Here is a 19,679-nt window from a genome sequence, read left to right on the forward strand (position 1 = left end):
CTTAGGTTCGCTCCAATCAAGGAGCAAAACTCAGCTTAGTTGGCACAAAATATTAGAATGAGTTATCAGCGAGGTTTACATGGAACAGCTTGCCAAACAAAACAACAATATTGAACAACAAGCTAAAGCCGTTGCTGTTTCAAGCAACTGTAAATATCGAGCTTTAATTTTCAAGGTTTTAGAAAGCCTACAATTCGCGACGCTTGAGATCATTGAGCGCGACCAGCATTCAGTATTTGGTGATCGAGAAGCCGAACTGAAAGGTCGAATCGTGATTCATGATGCGACCTTTTTTAGAGATGTCGTTATCAACGGCAGCATTGGGGCATCTGAAGCCTATATCGATGGCAAATGGACCAGTCCAAATCTGACGCGTGTGATTCAAATCATGGCTCGTAACCAAGCCCAATTGGATGAACTTGATGACAAGACACAGTGGATTTCTCGCATCAAAAACCTCTTGCTGCGTCGTAAGAATGCCAACACCGAACAAGGCTCCAAGCGCAACATTCTCGCCCACTACGATATTGGCAACGAGCTGTATGAGCGCTTCTTAGATAGCTCGATGCAGTACTCTGCCGCTATCTACAGCGAAGATGCACAAACCCTATCCAAAGCTCAACAGAACAAAATGAAAACCATTTGTGAGCGATTAGAGTTGTCTGAGAAGGATAGCGTGGTTGAGATAGGCACTGGCTGGGGTGGCTTAGCCATCTTCATGGCGCAACACTACGGTTGTCATGTCACTACCACCACAATCTCAGATGCCCAACACGCACTTGCAGAACAGAGAGTCAAAGCACTTGGTTTAACCGACAAAATCACCCTGCTTAAAGAGGATTATCGCAACCTTACAGGAGAGTATGACAAGTTGGTCTCTATCGAGATGATAGAAGCGGTCGGCCATGAATATCTACAAACCTTCTTTGAAAAATGTTCGTCGCTACTTAAGCCCTCAGGCAAGATGCTGATTCAAGCAATTACGATTGCTGACAGCCGTTACGATAAATACCGTAAGGGCGTTGACTTTATTCAGAAGTACATATTCCCCGGCGGCTGTTTACCTTCGGTTTCAGTGATGACCCAACACCTTGCGACTAGTACAGATCTTGTGGTTCAAGAAATCGACGACATTGGTCTGCACTATGCTCGAACGCTTAACGACTGGAACATCGCCTTTGAAAATAGTTGGGAAGAACTAGAGTCTCTCGGCTATTCAGAAGAGTTTAAGCGCTTATGGATCTTCTACTTCTGTTACTGTGAAGGTGCATTCAAAGAGCGAGTGATCAGTACTCACCATTTAGTCGCAAGAAAACCTCGTTACTTTGGAGCAAAAGATGAAACGGTTTTGGATTATTAATCTCGTACTGTTTCAAGCGACCTGGGTTTGCAGTGCCTTCTTTACCGCGCAAGCCCCGTTCGTCACACCACTGATTGTAGTGGTTCATTTCCTCCTATCACCGACTCGCAGTAGCGATCTTAAGATACTCATCTTATTACCATTAGGGCTATTACTTGATAGCCTCTTCTTTCACTTCGGCGTGTTTGCCGTCGACTCTGCAATTGCTAATCAATCGTGGTTTCCAGTGTGGCTTGTTTGCCTATGGATCATGTTCTTAATCAGTTTTAACCACAGCCTAAATTGGCTTTTAAAATGCTCAAAAGTGATCTTGTTTGTCATAGGGTTCGTAGCAGGTACTAGTAGTTATTGGGGAGGCATCAAAGCAGGCGCCCTCCTGACTACTTGGCCAGATGCATCGGTAGTTGCTGCCCTTGCAATAAGTTGGGGGATTTTGTTGCCCTTACTGGTGGCCGCCTACTCCAACTTAGTACAACCTAAAATGGCAATATCGAGGTGACTTATGGCTTATCCACGCAAACCGACACAAACGTTCAAACCTGAGAGCGATATTGTTCGCGCTCATCAGCAAGCAAAAAACACACTTCTAAGCTTTATCACTCTCTCGTTAATTTTTGCTGCGCTGTTATTTTCCGGAAACACTAAAGCCTCTGCGGTCGATGACTTAAATAAACGTGGCCAAGGCGAAATGAGTTACCTATTTTGGACACTCTACTCTGCTGAATTTTATGCCACACCAACCAACTCAGAACGCGCACTGAAACTCGAGTATTACCGCGCTATCGACAGCAAAGACTTAGTCGATGCAACCGAAGATCAATGGAACAAGCTTGGTTACTCAAATAACAGTATTCAGCGTTGGTTGAAGCCGTTATACGCGATGTGGCCGAACGTAGAAGCAGGAAGCACTCTCACCATACGTGTCGCTGAAGATAATGTCAGCCGCTTCTACTTTGATGAGCAACCTATCGGAGTAATCCAAGACAAACAATTTGGCGAAGCATTTCTGGCGATTTGGTTATCTGAGAACACATCCGAACCCGGCCTACGCAAACAACTTTTAGGTTTAAACAAATGAATCCAAAAACAACAATAATAAAATTAGCTCTGGCACTTTTTTCACTCACTTGGCTGGCAGGTTGTGGTTCTGCAAGTTTAGAGGACCATGTCGACACTACGCCAGAGCTCAAGCTTGAAACCTTTTTTGATGGTGAGCTAATGGCTTACGGCATTGTTCTCGACCGTTCTGGTAACCTACTGCGCCGCTTCGATGCCAAACTTATAGCAACTTGGGACGGAGACAATGGAGAGATAAAAGAGTGGTTCTCTTTTGCTGATGGCGAGCGATCAACCCGCGTTTGGAACCTGATAAAAACTGGCGAAAACACCTATTCTGGGACTGCCAACGATGTCGTTGGAACCGCTTATGGGGAGACTCAAGGTTCTGCTCTATATTGGAAATACGACTTAGAAATAGAAGTCGACGGCAGCACTTATGAAGTCGTGTTAGATGACTGGATGTTCTTGATGGACGACAAACGCTTGTTCAACAAAACTGAGATGTCCAAGTTCGGCTTTAAAGTCGGAGAGGTCATCTTATACATAGAGAAGATTTGATTTAATTGTCATTTCTGATTCTGACCTTCGCCACTGCTGCACGCAGCCCACAATGAAAATTGTGGGCTGTTTTGTTTGTTCCCGCGAATTGCATACCTGCAAGCTCAAGCCTCTGTGCTAAGATGCGCCACCAGCACACAAATGGGCTAGACTCATACTCAGTAGTTCCTGTTTGTTTCGCTAAGCGTAGATTCCCTACCATGAATAATTGAAAAGGCTTTAAAGCATGAGCAAGTTGACCTCAGCGGAGCGTAAAGCTCGCGACAATGAACGTTTCTCACAACGCGTAAACGACCGCAGAGAAAAAGGTGAAGACGTAGTTGCTTACGCACTGACCAACAAAAAAGCTGTAAAATTCCTGACTAAGTCAGAGAAAAAACGTTTCAACGAAACGAGAGCGACTCTTCAAGAAGAGAAGCGAGTAAAAGAACAAGAAGAGCTTAACCGAATCGAAGACGCGTTCACGATCAAACAGTTCGACGACGAATAATCACGTTTGATTACTCAAAAGCGCTGGCTCTGCGTAGTAAAACCAAGCAAGCGTGATCTTAAATTATTATGTCAGGGTGAGCACAAAAATGTGCGACAATGCCCAGCGTAAATTCATATTCAAGGTTTATTATGAAACTTCTAGTTCGTAACCTATCGCGCTCTACTTCTGAGCAAGACATCCGTGTGCTATTTTCTGAGTTCGGTTCAGTAAAAGAGTGCAGCCTAGTTTTAGACCAAGAAACTGGCGACTCAAAAGGCTTTGCTTTTGTTGAAATGCCAGAGCACGAAGAAGCGAAAGCGGCACTAAACAAGCTGAACATGACTAAGCTTGGCAAAAACACGATTCGTGTAAAAGTGGCTAACTCTTAATCGAGTCACGCTTTATAAGCCGCATAGCTTAGCAGCACAGATGATAAAGCCCGTAACGATATTACGTTTTCCAGCGCAATATCGTTACGGGCTTTTTGCTGCTTGCGATTCTCTTTTCACACTATTCGAATACGCCTAGAGTCCTTCGTGTTCATCAATGGCACGTCTTGCTTCTGCCATTGAACATCCAGACTCCATCACCAGCTGAGCGACCGTCATCGAGGGTGTTGCCGCTAGCAGCGAAGCCAAACACACCACAGGTTTAGGCAATACTTTGTCTATCGCAATGACGATCCAACCATCTTTTTCGTGGGTTAACATCGTTTTAAATTCAATGAGTTGATGCTCTTGAGCGACCAACAGCCAATTACGCGAACGGCGAACTCGTTTCAACTGACATCCACATTCAGCTGCATTAGCCATGACTTGGCCTTTATCACTCACACGGTGTACAAAACTATTTAAAGGGACGCTAAACATAACCTATATAAGAGACTCGACACTTGGGCTTAGTATTATACCAACCGCAGCAAATAATTGTTCACCCTAGCTTATACAACAAAGCGTAACGAAAGATTACCCTATGATTTCTGGCACGATCTCAGTTCTTATCACAATTTCTGTCTTGACCGAGTTCGCGATAAAACAGTTTTTGTGCGCAAAATGATGCAGTTTGTCGAGTTGTTTGGCGGTTGGCACCTTAGTGCCTGAGAACACAATGTCAGGTCGCAGAGTCACCTTAGTTACCGATGATCGGCCTGATTCATCTTCCTCAAGTACACCTATCGCATCATCAACGTAAGACTCAATTACGTACTTTTGTTTAGCAGCAATGCCCAAAAAAGTCAGCATATGGCAGCTAGACAGTGCTGCAATAAACGCTTCTTCTGGATCAACATTCTCTTCAACAGAGAGTGGCAGTGGCACAACATGAGGCGATGACGACGCAGGTACAATAACGCCACCATCAAACTCCCATGTATGCCCCCGGCTATATTGATTGTCGCTAAAGGCTTCATTTTCTGCTTTTTGCCAACGAATGACTGATCCATATTCAGACATAATCCTTTCCCTTTTTAATGCTCAATAAATTAACGATCAGCTGGGTGATTGACACCGTCGTTGGTCACCACATCTCCAATATCAAAAGGGTTCACCCCTTCCAAACAACCGATATTAAAACCATATTCATTCGGGCTAGAACGGCGCTGATGATGGGTATAGATACCGCAGTTTGAGCAGAAGTAATGCTTCGCGGTGTGGGTATTGAATTGATAAAGCTTAAGATGTTCTGCACCTTTAAGGATCTTGATGCCATCAAGCGCAACAGAGCCAACGATCGCACCTCTACGACGACAGATAGAACAATCACATCGACGCGGCTTTTCTATTCCGTTAGGTAGGCTGAGCTCTAGTTCAACTGCACCACAGTGGCAGGTGGCTTTGTGAAAAGGTTGGATAACCGTATTACCGACGACTTTCATTTCTCTCTCCAATCACGTCCTTATGTTGCAGATATCATAACCAGATCGATGATCTCTGTCCGTAAGCGGGCGCTGAGTTCGAGAGATCCGTCATACGTAGGTAAGCGTCTACTCTTTGTCTGATCTCTCGACCAAACCACTAAAGTTCTCAAGAAGATAATCTAAGAAGAGTCGGATACGTTTCGGCTGATATTTCTTGCTGATGTACACCACATTCAAGTCTGCGCTTGATACAGAGGTCGAGGTATTGAAGTTCTTCATATAGCCATTAAGCAGAGTCACAAGGCGCTGGTTATTGATGTCATCTTGCACATCGAGTACCGACTTCAACGCAATTCCTTCTCCTTGCAATGCCCAGTATCGAATCACTTCGCCATCGTCTGAAAATCGCTTCGGCACAACCGTCACAGCCTTCTTCATATCATGATCTTGAAAGTGCCATGTTTTAAGTTCTTCATTACTGCGCAGCATAGCCAAACAGTCATGTTCAACCAAATCTTGTGGCTTGATCGGCGTGCCGTGTTTGGCGAGATATTCTGGTGAAGCGCACAGCACGCGTCGGCTTGGTGATAAGCGTCTAGAGATCAAGCTACTATCAACCAATTCGCCGTAGCGGATCACGATGTCCATGCCTGATTCGGCGATATTCGATAGGTTATCGTTCAAATACAGATAGGGAATAACGTCTGGATACTGCTGACAAAATTCCGACAGAATAGGAAGGATGTACTGCTTGCCGATGTCTTTAGGTGCTGCAATCTTTAGTGGGCCTTTAACCTCTTTGACGCCATTTTGAATTAGGTTTTCAGCCTCGCTGACACTATCCAATATCTCCAGACACGCCTTGTGATACAGCTCGCCGGAGTCAGTTAAAGACACATGTCGCGTGCTTCGGTTCAGCAGTTTCACACCATAACGCTCTTCCAACGCCTGAAGCCTTGCTGTCATGGTCGCAGGAGAAAGCCCTAACTTTCGCCCCGCCGCAGCTAACCCGTGATGCTTAACAATGCTTACGAACATCGTCATATCTGAAAACTTGTCCATTCACCTCTCCTACTATTCAGTTAATCCGAATAATGATTTTATATTTTAACCAATTATCAAATTTATTCGAATAAATATAATGACAACCATCAGCAGAACACGCAGGAATTCAGAACATGAACAACGAACTTACAAACCAAGAAAAGCACACATTCGTCATCATTGGTGGAACATCAGGTATCGGCAAAGCATTAGCAATGCAATTGAGAAACGAAGACAACACAGTACACATTGCCAGCCGACACACCGGCGTTGATATCAGCAATGAGAAATCGGTTTGTGAATACTTCGAATCGATCGGTGCATTTGATCACTTAGTGATAACCGCGGGTTCATACGCTCCCGCAGGAAAAGTGACAGACGTTGCTATCGCAGACGCAAAAGCAGCATTTGATACCAAGTTTTGGGGAAGCTTAAACGTAGCCAAGCACGCCGCACGTTACATGACTCCAAACGGCTCAATCACACTAACCACGGGCATGCTGTCACGCAAAGTGGTAGCTGGTACTTACTTAAAAACCGCGATTAATGCCGCGCTAGAGAGCGTAACTAAGGTGCTTGCCAAAGAGCTATCACCGATTCGAGTCAACGCCGTCAGCCCCGGCCTTACTATGACTGAAGCTTACAAAAACATGGACGATTCAGCTCGTTCAACCATGTACGACAACGCCAAAAACAACCTACCAACAGGCAAAGTCGGAGAGGCTGGAGATATCGCAATGGGTTATCTATTCGCGATTAACAACCCATACGTAACGGGGTCAATCATCGACATCGATGGCGGTGCTCTACTCGGCTAAACCCCCAGCACAAAGACACAAAGACACAAAGACACAAAGAACATCGTTAGAGCGTTTATCTCAACGTCCTAACAAACAAGAATTTAGATAGGTAACTCATCATGAAACAAGAAACCGTCCACCAAGAAACTATCCATAAAGAAAAGATTCCATTCCAAGTTTGGATACTGACACTCGCGGCGTTTGCGATTGGCACCGCTGAGTTTGTTATCGCAGGCATTCTTCCACAAATTGCGACCTCCCTTTCGATTACAGAAGGCCAAGCGGGCTATCTAATCAGTGCTTATGCACTAGCTATCGTTATCGGCGGGCCAATCTTAACCATCTACCTGGCGCGCTTTAATAAGAAGATGGTGCTGATTGGCTTAATGGCACTGTTTATCATCGGTAACGTCTTATCCGCCTTAGCGCCAAGCTACCCATTACTACTGGCGAGCCGTGTTATCGCAGGCTTAGTGCAAGGCCCTTTCTATGGCATCGGTGCGGTTGTTGCGACCAACTTAGTGTCTGAAAAAATGGCAGGTCGTGCCGTTGGCCAAATGTTCGCAGGCTTAACGCTCGCTAACGTTCTTGGCGTTCCAGCTGGTACTTGGGTTAGCTTGCAATTCGGCTGGCACACCACTTTCTTTACCGTGGCAGCACTTGGCACGATTGCGATGATTTCTATCCTGACGTCAATCAAATCGACCGGCCACAGTGAAGCGAAAGACATCAAAACTCAGCTGTTAGCGTTCAGAAATCCAATGCTTCTCATCAGCTTGGCGATCACCGCTTTTGCTTGGTCTGGCTTCATGACGCTTTACGGCTACCTTGCGCCTATCGCCATGCACATCACGGGTTACGGTCAAGAATCAGTCACTTGGATCTTAGTGATTGTTGGTGTCGGCTTAATCATAGGTAACACATTAGGCGGACGCTCTTCTGACAAAGATTTAGGCAAAGCATCGATGTTTTGGGCTATCGCGATGATCGTTTCATTGGTAGTGGTTGGCCTTGTTGTAGACAACAAAATCCTATTCGTTGCCGCTGCATTTGTCTTTGGTATTGCATCATTTGCGAACGTTCCTGCTATGCAGCTTCGAGTAATGAACCACGGTGGCGAAGGGCAAGAGTTAGCTGCAACTGCGAATATCTCAGCGTTTAACTTGGCCAATGCCTTTGGTGGATTCCTTGGTGGCATGGTACTCGACAGCCAACTAGGCGCAGGAATGATTCCATTCGCAGCCGTTGTTGTCCCTGTGATTGGTTTGTTGCTTATTGCAAAAGCCAACCGAGCTGAAAAGCCACAAAACGACTCTATCTTCAGCCCTGCGGAATCGAAATAGTGACCACCGCACGCTAAATCAATCAACACATGACCGACACAAGGTAAATACCATGAGCAAATTATTCGAAACAGCAGAACTCAAAGAGCTAGAACTACAAAACCGTGTGGTTATGGCGCCCATGACTCGCGCTCGCACAAGCCAACCTGGAAACGTGCCAAATGAAATGATGGCAACTTACTACCAACAACGAGCAAGTGCAGGGCTCATCATCACTGAAGCGACACAAATCTCAGATGACTCTCAAGGGTACTCATTCACACCCGGCGTTTACACAAGCGAACAAGTGAAAGGCTGGCAAGGTGTCACCTCTGCCGCTAAAGAACAAGGCGCAGCGATATTCTGCCAACTATGGCATGTGGGGCGCGTGTCTCATCCAACCTTCCAAAAAGGTGAACTACCAATCGCGCCTTCGGCACTGGCTCCGGTAGAAACTCAGGTTTGGATTTCTGATGAGAATGGAAACGGCAACATGGTAGATTGCATCCAACCAAGAGAAATGACCCAAGCCGATATCGACCGTGTCGTTCAAGATTTTGCGAACGCAGCAAAGAAAGCCATCGAAGCAGGCTTTAATGGTGTCGAGATCCACGGCGGCAATGGCTACCTGATCGATCAATTTTTAAGAACGAACTCGAACAAGCGAACCGACAACTACGGTGGCAGTCGCGAGAACCGACTTCGCTTTTTAATTGAAGTAGTTGATGCAGTCATTGATGCGATTGGCGCGGATAAAGTGGGCGTACGTTTGGCGCCTTTCATCACCTTCAAAGATATGAACTGCCCAGACATCGTGCCAACGATTTTAGAAGCGTCAAAGGAACTGCAGACTCGTAATATCGCTTATTTGCACCTATCAGAAGCCGACTGGGATGATGCACCGGTTATCCCTGAAAGCTTCCGTGTCGAGCTAAGAGCCTTGTTCTCTAATACCATCATCGTCGCTGGCAGCTACACACCACAACGCGCCGAAGACGTACTAAGTAAAGGCTACGCCGATCTCGTTGCATTTGGTCGCCCATTCGTGGCAAACCCAGATCTCGTTTCACGCCTACAAAATGGCAGCGAACTATCAGATCTCGATGGAGCGACTCTGTTTGGAGGCAACGAAAAAGGCTATATCGATTATCCAGCTTTATAGTGAATCTTGAAGTAATAGTGATGCCTTGAGTTTTCCTTCAGGCAAAAGAAAGGCTCGCATGACTAGTGCGAGCCTAATGCAGTTTAGGGGGTAAACCACAATCTAGTTTAATTATTTAACTTATGAGCCATTATGCACTTGTGCGCATTGATATTCTATTTTTAAATGATTCACTGCAATTAATCAATCGATAAAAGTTAGCGTTTGGTCAATTTAAACCACATAGATAACAGTGATTTAGTGAGTGACGTCTAGGAAATCATCATAAAACCCATAAAAATCAGATCTATAAGCTTCTCATTTGCCAATAGCCTTCACCATTAGTCGCGAGTTGGCTGTGTAAATAATCGAGCGTATCTGCGACCGTTCCCGCAATGCCTTGTGGTGGGTTGAACAACAGCAAACCACTGCCGATCAGGCGATCATCACCCTTGGGATCTCGAAGACGAAGCTCCGACTTAATCGGACTTGGTAGCAAGCCATCTTTCACCGCTGTCACGCAGTGGTTCAGAATCAGTGAACTCTTATCATCCGTGTAAAGCGGATACCAAATCAGGGCCGATACCTTATCAGACTGCTGATACGCCTTAACTAAGGCATCAATTACTTCAAGGTATTCAGAATCGGTTTCATAGGGCGGGTCGATAACAATTAAGTGATGATTATCGTGTTTAGCTACATCATCAGGCAGCGCTTTGAGCCCATCGCCAGCGGTAATGGTGAGCTTACTTGAGACATCGAGATCGCGTTGTAGCTTCTCAATGTTGGTTTGTAATAGGTCAGCTTCGTCTTGCTGAATGTCTGAAAAGTAGAAGCTATCTTGGCTGCGGCCTTGTTGATAGGTGATGGCTGCAGAACCCGGATAAATGGAGATATGTTGATTCGGATTGTAGTATTCCAGAACCGACATAAATGAAGCAAATGCCGGAGGAAGATAAGCCTTGTTTCGCCACAAGTACCCGACCCCTTCAGCAAACTCACCAGCATGATTACTGGGTGCGGTGGTGAGGTCATAACACCCTGTACCAGAGTGGGTGTCGATAACATTGAGGCGTGAATACTGCTGCATTAATGACTGAACCAGTGCACTCAATACTGGATGCTTCAGTGCATCACCATGGTCGCCTACATGACATTGATGTCGATATTCCATTCCCTTGCCTCATTTCTACGAACGTCATCTAAACATACTTCATATCATAAGGGCTTGCCTGTTCAATCCATCGTTTTTTGAAATAGGCTCTCTTTTCTGTAACTGTTTGACTCTTATAAAAAATAAAGCCCAACATAGAATTAGCTAAAATTGAAAAAATAGCCACCTTCTCGCAAAGGTGGCGACTAAAAAACGAAAGAAACCTTTCTCTTACTTATTGCTTACCACTTACACATACTTATGCCAGCACCAATCAGAAATAAAATTATTCCAATATAAAAGCACGACTTTTCAAATTTGTTCATTTCAGCCACCGTTAGACAGTTAGTACTTTTATAGCTAGCCCAACAAGAACTACCCCTGATAATCGATCTATAGTCACCGCATATTTGCGTAGTCTTATCATCGTACTTGGTCTCGATAGGAAACAAGCAACCAATGAGTACCATATGGCATCTAGGATTACTGGAACAGAAACAATGATCAATCGATCGGTGAAGTTGTCTACATACACTACGAACTGGCTAAACAGTGCTAGGAAAAAAATAATAATCTTGGGATTTAGGAGAGAGATAAGAAACCCGTCACGAGCTGACTCAAATAATGTACTCTTTTTTCCTGCCGCTATCTTGTCAGACAATCCACCTTTAGAACGCAATGAACAACAGCCCAAGTACGCTAAATACGCAGCCCCGGAATATGCAATGGTATTGAAAAATATAGGGGAGTTTTTAAGAGCAATTGCCAACCCAGCGAGTGAAAGTACTGCATATATCCCAACCCCTATAGCATGAGAGCAAGCTGTAACTACTCCATGTAGTCGACCACTAGCTAATGTATTGCGGGAAACCATGATAACGGATTGACCTGGTGTCATAGTACCTAATAGCGTCACTATGAATAGCGACGTAAATACTGAAAGAGTCATAAATGCCTCAATTTATTAATATGTGTGAATTTTGAATATAACTATGTCTATGAGTGACTGGTTACCAAGGCACATTTAATAAATTGCTATGTGTTGCAGCATACGCAACTGACGCTTTGAATCGTTTCATTTCGTGAATGTTGCCATGACGCAAAAATCATAGCAATAGCTACTAGCTATGATATTTAATCATAGCGATGATACATTAAAATCATTACTAATTTGAAGATAAAGCCCCGGAACTGAGTGAGTTCAGGGGCTGTCATTGTTGGTTTAGATTAATAGCGTGAGTAAGCCAACTTGGCTCAACTAAGGGTACTCGCCCTCAACTTCTACTGGCGCTTTCACTTGGTAGTGACAAGGCTGTAGGCCAAGTAGCTTAGGCAGTGTGATACCGACAGACACTGAAGACCACGTACCGCTGACAATACCTACAACCAGTGCAATCGCGAAACCTTGCAGTGCCGCACCACCAAGTAGCCAAAGCGCAGATACGGTGATTAGCGTTGTTCCTGAAGTCACCATAGTGCGTGAGAAGGTCGCTTTAACCGATTCATTAAGCAGGTTATCAGTGTCACCATTTGGATTGCCACGCAGCATTTCACGAACACGGTCAGCAATGATGATCGAGTCATTCAATGAGTAACCCAAAATCGCCAACACAGCCGCTAACACAGTCAGATTGAACTCGAACTGAGTAAAAGCGAACAGACCCAAGATAAGCGTCACGTCATAGATGATCGCTGCAAGGGCGCCGAGTGCTAAACGCCATTCAAAACGAACACTCAGGTACAGCATGATCATTAGGAAACACACCAATACCGCCAAGCCACCTTGGTCAACCATATCTTGACCCACTTGAGGGCCAACCACGCTGCTGTTGAGCACTTTTACTTGGTCACTCACAGAAGACAAAGCATCCACTAAGTTTGGCTGTGGAGCGTCTGTCAGTTGGCTGTAACGGATTGTCCAGCGATCCTGTTCTGCCATACCAACCACTTGAACGTCTTGTTGGAAAGCCGTATCAAGTTTTGTTTTTAGCACATCTTTGGTTACTTGATCAGAGAGCTGAACCTCGGCAACCACACCGCCGGTAAAGTCCAAGCCCCAGTTAAAACCTTTCACTGCCACCAGCATCACAGAGCTCATGAACAGCACAATGGAAATCACAGACATCACCTTACGAAGGCGAGTCATATTACTATTTGAAAAATAGCGGTCTGAAATAGTCATTTTTGAAGTACTCATGCTTAAATCCTTACATCGTGGCGCTGGTCACGCCCCCAAACCAAGTTGATGATCGCTCGTGAAGCAAAAATGCCCGTAAACATACTGGTTAGAAGACCTAAGCCCAGTGTCAGAGCGAAGCCCTGAATCGGTCCATTACCAATGGTGTACAGAGCCACAGCAACGATCATGGTGGTGACGTTAGCATCGAAAATTGAAGAGAAGGCGCTATCGAAACCACGATCGATAGAGCTAGCAAAGCTGCGCCCTTCTTTCATTTTGTCTCGAATACGCTCGAAGATAAGCACGTTAGTGTCTACCGCCATACCGACGGTCAGTACCAAGCCCGCAATACCCGGCAGAGTTAATACCGCACCCGGGAGCATCGCAATCAAACCGAATAGTGTGGTCATGTTGACGACCAATGCAGCGTTCGCAACCCAACCAAGGCGGCGATACCATAGCGCCATAAACGTGAGAGTAAGACCAAGGCCAAGCGCTAAAGCAGCAAAACCATTCGTTACGTTTTCAGCACCCAGAGATGGGCCAATAGTACGCTCTTCAATGATGGTAACAGGCGCTGTTAATGAACCTGCACGTAGCAGTAGAGCAAGCTCTTGTGCTTCTGCCATGCTGCCTGCACCTGTGATTCTGAAGCGGCTACCCAGTTGAGATTGGATGTTCGCCACACTGATCACTTCACTGGTTTTTTCGCTGTTACCCGCTCTGTCACGGCTGTATTCGCTGTAAACGGTCGCCATTGGCTTACCGATGTTATGGCGAGAAAACTCAGACATTTTCTTACCACCAGAAGAATCCAACGTGATGTTTACTTCTGCACTGCCCATCTCACCAATGCCACTGCGTGCATCGATAATGTGTTCACCGCTTAATACCGCTTTGCGAGCAACCACGACACGATTACCATCTGAATCTTTCAGAGTTTGAGTATTGCGCGTTGCGTTGTCGTACACAGAGTAGAACGCAAGCGAAGCCGTAGCACCAATCACGTCTTTCGCGGCTGCAGGGTCTTGCACACCCGGAAGTTCGATACGGATACGGCTTTCACCTTGGCGTTGAATCGATGCCTCAGTGATGCCGAGCTCTTCAATACGGCTGCGCATGATTTGCAGGTTTTGCTGAACCGTTAGGTTACGTAGCGTTCTTTGCTCTTCTTCAGACTGAGTTAACGTTAGCGATTTATCTGAACGGTCACGCTGCCATTGTGGGAACTCTTCACGAATCAGTTTTTGTGCTTTCTCGAAATCTGCATCAGTACGGAAGTTAAATTCAACTTGATTGTTCACCACTTTACCGCGTGCATAACGCACTTGGCTGGTGATCTCGTCGACCACAGATTGCGCTTGTGCGTGGTAAACCGGTTCCATGTCCACTTCTAACAGGAACTGCACACCACCACGTAAATCAAGGCCTAACTGAATCGGCGCGAAGCCCATGTCAGTCAGCCATTTTGGTGCTGCAGGCTCCATAGCTAGCGCAACAGTCGCGTTGTCCAATAGGCGCTCATTCAGCACCTCTTTAGCCTTCGCTTGTTGTTCTGCATCTTCCAATATCACAACCAAACGGTTGTCTTTTTGAAATGCAGATTTGGCTTGGATGCCTTCGCTTGCAAGGTATTGGGTAATTTGACTCGCGTCGATACTCTGTTCAGAACGATTGTTAATTTGTACCGATGCATTCTCGCCATACCAAGAAGGTAAAGCACTCAGAACCATGATGATGATAGTGGCGATAAGTACCACGTATTTCCACTTTGAGTAGTGGTTAATTTGTTTTCTTGGAATGCGTTTTTTCACAGTCAAGATCTCTTATTTCTACCAATCACCGTAAATACGTGCTCAAAAATAGCACCAGAAAAAAGCAGTGATCGAGCGTTTTAACCAGCTAGGATGACCAGTTATTTACTACGATTGGTATGGCTAATATTTTGCGAACACGAGCGATGGCTAATCACAACCAGAACAAGCTGATTGAAAGATAGTGATGCTAAAGCTGATGTCGCTATGTTTGTTTTGGTTAACTGGCGAGTTCAACGGGCACGAGGCGATCATCGATCCGACCAATTTAGGGTCAAACGATTAGCTAAGAAGTTCTCGGAAATGCGAGTATTGAATGTTGCCCTCTTTCCACCCAGAAAGCCGGGAGGACGGAGAACTCACAATGCTGGTCCAGTGCTGCTTGGAATCCAACAACGGCGTGTTGAAGAGCAGAGAAGCCAGTATTGAAGGGGGAGAGAAGTCGATCAGTAGATGATACGCAGGCTCAAGGTCGGCCACGCTTTCTTGCTCATTGCTGAGCATACGTCGAAAGGCTGTCGCTTGAAGGCTCGATTCAGTGTCGTGATAGTTGGAACTGTCATCTAATGACGTGGTGCCAAACTGAACCTTATCGCACTCTAAATAGGCCGACGGATTATCCGCAGTTGCCTGTTTACAAAGATTAGTCTGCGAAGATTGCTCTTGGGCCGAATGAATTTGGAATGGCTTAGAAGGAAACGAATAGCCGTTAGAATTCACTAAGCCAAAGCTCAGTAAAAACAACATTAAGACTAATCGGGTACCCAGTTTAAGCAATCTAATATCCAAACAACATTCTCGTAGATCGTCAATCTACAATACAAATGAAACGCTGTCTTGATTTAAAACATTTTTTTAGAAAATGATTCGATGCAACCGATTAAGCACCCTCGCAATTTAGATTTACATAGATCTAAAACGGCTTCACAACAGGTGATGGATAGGTGTTATGAATGGTGGAGAAACAAGAAAGCCAAGCGGTGCTCGCTTGGCTTTCAGTTGTCTCTTTCTGTTGGCTTTAAGCTTTAGGACGCATGATGTTCTTAACCTTACGGCTATTTTCACCAAAGATCCTTTGCACTAGCGCATTCATATCTTCTACAGAGATCGATCTCGCCACTCGTTCTACTTGAGACAAAGCTTCGATACCGTAGCCATGGAGCAGATAACGAGACACATACCACGCTTGGTCGATAGAGCTCTTCTCTAGAGGCGCGAAATCAGCTTCGAACTGTTTCACGACCGCTCGCATTTCCTCTTCAGAGACACCTTGCAGAAGGTCAGTAATCACCTTATCGATCGCCGCTTCGACTTGATCAACGTTCTCCGGCGCTACCATCGCCCCGATAACCCACTCACCACTCAGCTCACTATCTGCGGATGCTGAATACGTATATGGCGAGTAATCTAAGCTCAACTCTTCACGAATATAAGTATCTAAACGAGCCGCCAGCAAACGTTGCAGCAAGTCTTCCATGAAAACATCTTTTGCCGACATTTTAACTTCAACACTAGGCTCAGAGATAACTCTTAGGACGTACTCTGCGCTATTCACATTGTTGATCGCCAAATCAATGCGTGATTCAGTTGGCTGCTTGTAAGCCACCTTAAAGTCAGGAACCTCGGCTTTTTCTAATGGAATCGAAGCCAAGTATTGCTTAACCAAAGGCTTTAATTCACTTGGGTCGATATCACCCACAATCACCAATTGGTTATGTCTCAATTGACCAAACAATTGCTGATGAAGATGACTAAGATCTTCTACAGAAACCGCTTCAACACGCTCTTTATCAACAAGATGATGACCACTTTCCTGACGATAAATATTGTGATTTACCGCTCGTTCAAACTGGCCAACAGGGCTGCTCAAGAAAGATTCTTGACCCTGTACAAACTCCTGCTTCACTGCCTCTAATTGCTCGGGAACAATTTTAGGCGCAGTGATGAAGGTATACAGCGCAGCAAACGTATCTTTAAGCCCATCTTTATTACTATTAAATTCAATACCATGGCGGGTATTGCCAATAAAGGAATCGGCTCGAATATCTTCACGATCAAAATACGCTAAAAGCTCAGACCCCGTAAATTCACCAACACCACTTCGAGCGAAGGTAGGTAACGCAACTTCAACGGCGGGGTATAAGCTTGGATCCAACGCGGCTTTTCCACCGAGGCTCATGTACATCACACCAACATCGTCGCCAGCAAGATAATCACGCAAGTACCACATGTCGATACCATTGCTTAACGTCCACTTTTGGATGTATGGGTCTACGGACATTTGTTCAGCAAGCACAACCTCGCCTTGCGAACTAGGTACAGCAAAGGCACTTGCTGTTCCAATAGTAAGCGGTGGAATTCCCTCCTCGCTATACGTGGCTTTTAAACTATCTAGAGAGTTGATGATCGCTGTTCTGTCTTCGGAGTCATCCATACCAATAACAAGGAAGTAATCATCAGAAAGTAGGTTTTTGATGTTGTCGTTAATCACTTCAAGGCTCAAGTTAGCAATGAAGGCTTCCAAACTGACTTGGTAGTCTTTCTGTGATTGGACAATTCGATCAGTGACTAACGCTCTCGCTTTGTAGTTCGCGTGTTCAACGCTGTCCATTTTATCCCAGTCGTGCTCGATGTTATCGAGTAAGTCTTGATAGTAGTGCTGTTCGCCAACAATATCCGTTTCCGAAACGCCAAAATCACGCAGAGATGCCAATGTAGAAAGCAGATCTTGTTGGATCACTTCACGACCGCCAGCCGGAAACCCAACACTTATTGATGAATAATTCAGAGCACCCATCTGATAGTTATCAGACGCTATCCATTGAGTCGGCAGCGCTGCATCATTGAATACTGCTTCTAATCGTTGTCGAATCAATTGTTGAGCGGTTTCATCCAACCAGCGTTGATGCTGCTGAGCATGATCTTCAACTCGATTTAAACCTCGGTTAAACGTCAGAGTGATGCTTGGCGCTTCTCTTCCTGCGTACTCAACATAATCATCTTCATTGAACGAGGTCACTTTCTGTTTTTCTGGTCTCGGCGTGTCGCCACGCTCCCAGTTCGAAAACTTCTCTTCAATGAGTGGAATCACGGTTTTGATATCCACATCACCAGAAACGACCAGTTCAACTATTTGAGGTTGATACCAAGTCTGATAAAAGTTGGTAATGCCTTGAGGAGTAGCATTCACAATCGACGATTTAGTGCCTAATGCATCTTGCGATTGATACGGACTGCCTTCAATGAAGTGGTCAAAGAATTTCTCTCCGAATGACTTATCATCGAGGCGAGCCATACGAAACTCGCCAAGAACCACGCCTTTCTCTTTTTCAACTTCTGAACTTGATAGATCCAAACCGTCACCAATGTCACGCATCCACGTCAAGGCTTGCTCTAATTGGAGGTTATCTGGCAAATCTAACTGGTATACCGTCTCTTCATAAGAGGTGTAAGCATTAATATCAGCGCCAAAGCTAGCGCCTGCATCTTCAAATAAGCGAATCACATCATTTTCAGAGAAATTTTTACTGCCATTGAATGCCATGTGTTCCAAGAAGTGCGCATAGCCTTCTTGTTGAGGAGTCTCTTGAATTGAGCCCGCGTGCACGACTAAACGAACAGATACGGATTCTTCATGATCTGGATAAACATGGTAGGTAAGGCCATTTTCCAGCTGGCCTGATGTCCATGCCGGATCCGGCAGGATTAAGGTTTCGGTGATATTTGATGTTGAACTACAGCCAACTAAGGTGAGGCATACTGCCGCCGCTAAATAATATGTTTTCATAACAACCTCTTAATGTCATTCATCGACAATATACAGATTGAGTTAATGATTATTATTTAATATTTAACCCGATGAATACCTTTGTGATCTAGATCTTCATTTTATAAATCATCATACACTTTGTAAGATCGGCTGTGTTCATTAAAAGTGGCGTTTAATAAGCGCCTAATGCATCCCTTTAAACTCGTTCTCTACATACCTTTAAGCTTGTTCGCTACATACCTTTAAATAGCGCTTGCGAGGCGCGGCTGATCGGTAACTTCTCTCCTGACACATAAGCCGACATCTGACCTGAGAGCCCTTTCTTCACCTTATCAATGGCCGACACTTTAACCACCACCGAGCGATGGATCTGCCAAAACTCATCAGGATTGAGTTGGGCGATCAGCTCTTTTAGTGATACGCGAAGAATGAACTCTTCTAGAGAACTGCCTTGGCCTTTTTTGAATATCGAGACGTACTTGTCTTCTGCTTTGAAATAAGCCACATCATCGACGGCGATTAGGTGAATGTCTTCCCCAACACTGGCTTTGAGCCATGTGAGGTGCTTTTGCTGCGATAGATAAGGCGGTTGAGCTTGCTGTGATGTTGTTTGAGATAATTGCTGAAGCTGACTCATTAACGCAACAATATCAGGCTGTTCAGGCGTAATACCTAATTGCGTTTGGTTGTTCGACAGACGTGCTTGAACCTTCTGACAGGTAGCGAGTAGACGCTCTTCGTTGATGGGCTTGAGCAGGTAATCCATCGCATTGTGTTCAAAGGCTTTAACTGCGTATTCGTCATAAGCCGTAATGAACACAATCAATGGCGGAGAATCTAGCTTGTTGAGTTGTTTGGCGAGTGAGATTCCATCCAGCTCAGGCATACGAATATCGAGAAACGCCACGTCGGGCTTAAGCTGCTGAATACTTTGCATCGCCTCCAAACCGTTTTGTGCCTTACTGACGATCTCGAGTTCCGGCCAAACCTCAGCCAAGCTCTTATCTAGGTGATGTCTTAACAGTGCTTCATCGTCTGCGATAATCGCCGTTACGCTCGGCTGTACTGCTGGGTTGTTCATGGTTAATCCTTTAAATTCACACTGTAAATCGTCTGTTTTTCGTCACTGTTCTGTGCTTTTTGGTCTGTAATT

The 19,679-nt window shown here is 45.2% G+C and carries 20 protein-coding genes; 9 read left to right on the top strand and 11 right to left on the bottom strand.

What is annotated here, in order from left to right; translation table 11 throughout:
- Positions 1 to 79 precede the first annotated feature (79 nt).
- The 6 genes from BCU34_RS16060 (at position 80) to BCU34_RS16085 (ending at position 3,838) form a co-directional block, all read left to right on the top strand.
- Entirely contained in the window at positions 80 to 1,360 is a 1,281-nt protein-coding gene (locus BCU34_RS16060; RefSeq protein WP_061015859.1) for an SAM-dependent methyltransferase, read from the top strand.
- Positions 1,338 to 1,859, top strand: a complete 522-nt coding sequence (locus tag BCU34_RS16065; RefSeq protein ID WP_048663953.1) for a DUF2878 domain-containing protein — start codon at positions 1,338 to 1,340, stop codon at positions 1,857 to 1,859. The genes BCU34_RS16060 and BCU34_RS16065 overlap by 23 nt, the downstream gene beginning before the upstream one ends.
- Positions 1,860 to 1,862: 3 nt before the next feature.
- Entirely contained in the window at positions 1,863 to 2,438 is a 576-nt protein-coding gene (locus BCU34_RS16070) for a chalcone isomerase family protein (protein ID WP_102432129.1), read from the top strand.
- Positions 2,435 to 2,977, top strand: a complete 543-nt coding sequence (locus tag BCU34_RS16075; RefSeq protein ID WP_102480347.1) for a DUF3833 domain-containing protein — start codon at positions 2,435 to 2,437, stop codon at positions 2,975 to 2,977. Before BCU34_RS16070 ends, BCU34_RS16075 begins: the two co-directional genes overlap by 4 nt.
- Before the next feature lie 226 nt (positions 2,978 to 3,203).
- Positions 3,204 to 3,467 (top strand): hypothetical protein, encoded by a 264-nt coding sequence (locus tag BCU34_RS16080; protein WP_017061275.1) that lies wholly within the window; start codon positions 3,204 to 3,206, stop codon positions 3,465 to 3,467.
- A 131-nt stretch (positions 3,468 to 3,598) separates the two neighbouring features.
- The gene (locus BCU34_RS16085; RefSeq protein WP_017057644.1) at positions 3,599 to 3,838 is read left to right on the top strand and encodes an RNA recognition motif domain-containing protein; all 240 of its coding nucleotides are present in this window, start codon (positions 3,599 to 3,601) and stop codon (positions 3,836 to 3,838) included.
- A gap of 135 nt (positions 3,839 to 3,973) precedes the next feature.
- Here the strand turns inward: BCU34_RS16085 and BCU34_RS16090 are convergent, their stop codons facing one another.
- The 4 genes from BCU34_RS16090 to BCU34_RS16105 all read right to left on the bottom strand — a co-directional run bounded on the left by BCU34_RS16090 (position 3,974) and on the right by BCU34_RS16105 (position 6,366).
- Entirely contained in the window at positions 3,974 to 4,318 is a 345-nt protein-coding gene (locus tag BCU34_RS16090) for a ribosome recycling factor family protein (protein WP_102480342.1), read from the bottom strand.
- Positions 4,319 to 4,414: 96 nt separating this feature from the next.
- Complete coding sequence (locus BCU34_RS16095; RefSeq protein ID WP_102480333.1) at positions 4,415 to 4,900, bottom strand: OsmC family protein; 486 nt, start codon at positions 4,898 to 4,900, stop codon at positions 4,415 to 4,417.
- A 29-nt stretch (positions 4,901 to 4,929) separates the two neighbouring features.
- Positions 4,930 to 5,322, bottom strand: coding sequence for a GFA family protein (locus BCU34_RS16100; RefSeq protein WP_102480330.1), 393 nt, complete (start codon positions 5,320 to 5,322; stop codon positions 4,930 to 4,932).
- Positions 5,323 to 5,430: 108 nt separating this feature from the next.
- A complete protein-coding gene (locus tag BCU34_RS16105) occupies positions 5,431 to 6,366 on the bottom strand; it encodes a LysR family transcriptional regulator (RefSeq protein WP_102480328.1) in 936 nt (311 codons plus the stop codon).
- Positions 6,367 to 6,482: 116 nt separating this feature from the next.
- Here BCU34_RS16105 and BCU34_RS16110 point away from each other — a divergent pair, with 116 nt between their 5' ends.
- The 3 genes from BCU34_RS16110 to BCU34_RS16120 all read left to right on the top strand — a co-directional run bounded on the left by BCU34_RS16110 (position 6,483) and on the right by BCU34_RS16120 (position 9,632).
- Entirely contained in the window at positions 6,483 to 7,166 is a 684-nt protein-coding gene (locus BCU34_RS16110; RefSeq protein ID WP_102480307.1) for an SDR family oxidoreductase, read from the top strand.
- A gap of 101 nt (positions 7,167 to 7,267) precedes the next feature.
- Entirely contained in the window at positions 7,268 to 8,491 is a 1,224-nt protein-coding gene (locus tag BCU34_RS16115) for an MFS transporter (RefSeq protein WP_102480301.1), read from the top strand.
- Between the two features lie 52 nt (positions 8,492 to 8,543).
- A complete protein-coding gene (locus BCU34_RS16120; protein WP_102480296.1) occupies positions 8,544 to 9,632 on the top strand; it encodes an alkene reductase in 1,089 nt (362 codons plus the stop codon).
- A gap of 286 nt (positions 9,633 to 9,918) precedes the next feature.
- Here the strand turns inward: BCU34_RS16120 and rlmJ are convergent, their stop codons facing one another.
- From rlmJ to BCU34_RS16155, 7 genes are all read right to left on the bottom strand, one after another.
- Positions 9,919 to 10,785, bottom strand: coding sequence for a 23S rRNA (adenine(2030)-N(6))-methyltransferase RlmJ (rlmJ, locus tag BCU34_RS16125; protein WP_102480267.1), 867 nt, complete (start codon positions 10,783 to 10,785; stop codon positions 9,919 to 9,921).
- 316 nt (positions 10,786 to 11,101) lie between these two features.
- Positions 11,102 to 11,713 carry a LysE family translocator gene (locus BCU34_RS16130; RefSeq protein ID WP_102480264.1) on the bottom strand — a complete coding sequence of 204 codons (612 nt, stop codon included), beginning with the start codon at positions 11,711 to 11,713 and terminating at the stop codon, positions 11,102 to 11,104.
- A 309-nt stretch (positions 11,714 to 12,022) separates the two neighbouring features.
- Positions 12,023 to 12,961, bottom strand: a complete 939-nt coding sequence (secF, locus tag BCU34_RS16135) for a protein translocase subunit SecF (protein ID WP_057622724.1) — start codon at positions 12,959 to 12,961, stop codon at positions 12,023 to 12,025.
- Between the two features lie 2 nt (positions 12,962 to 12,963).
- Entirely contained in the window at positions 12,964 to 14,763 is a 1,800-nt protein-coding gene (secD, locus tag BCU34_RS16140; RefSeq protein ID WP_102480262.1) for a protein translocase subunit SecD, read from the bottom strand.
- 276 nt (positions 14,764 to 15,039) lie between these two features.
- Positions 15,040 to 15,504, bottom strand: a complete 465-nt coding sequence (locus tag BCU34_RS16145; protein WP_029235766.1) for a hypothetical protein — start codon at positions 15,502 to 15,504, stop codon at positions 15,040 to 15,042.
- A 271-nt stretch (positions 15,505 to 15,775) separates the two neighbouring features.
- Entirely contained in the window at positions 15,776 to 18,544 is a 2,769-nt protein-coding gene (locus BCU34_RS16150; RefSeq protein ID WP_102480259.1) for a M16 family metallopeptidase, read from the bottom strand.
- Positions 18,545 to 18,758: 214 nt separating this feature from the next.
- Positions 18,759 to 19,607, bottom strand: coding sequence for a LytR/AlgR family response regulator transcription factor (locus BCU34_RS16155; protein ID WP_102480257.1), 849 nt, complete (start codon positions 19,605 to 19,607; stop codon positions 18,759 to 18,761).
- Positions 19,608 to 19,679: the final 72 nt, after the last annotated feature.

Source organism: Vibrio sp. 10N.286.45.E10 (genome assembly GCF_002874195.2).
Lineage (GTDB): Bacteria > Pseudomonadota > Gammaproteobacteria > Enterobacterales > Vibrionaceae > Vibrio > Vibrio crassostreae.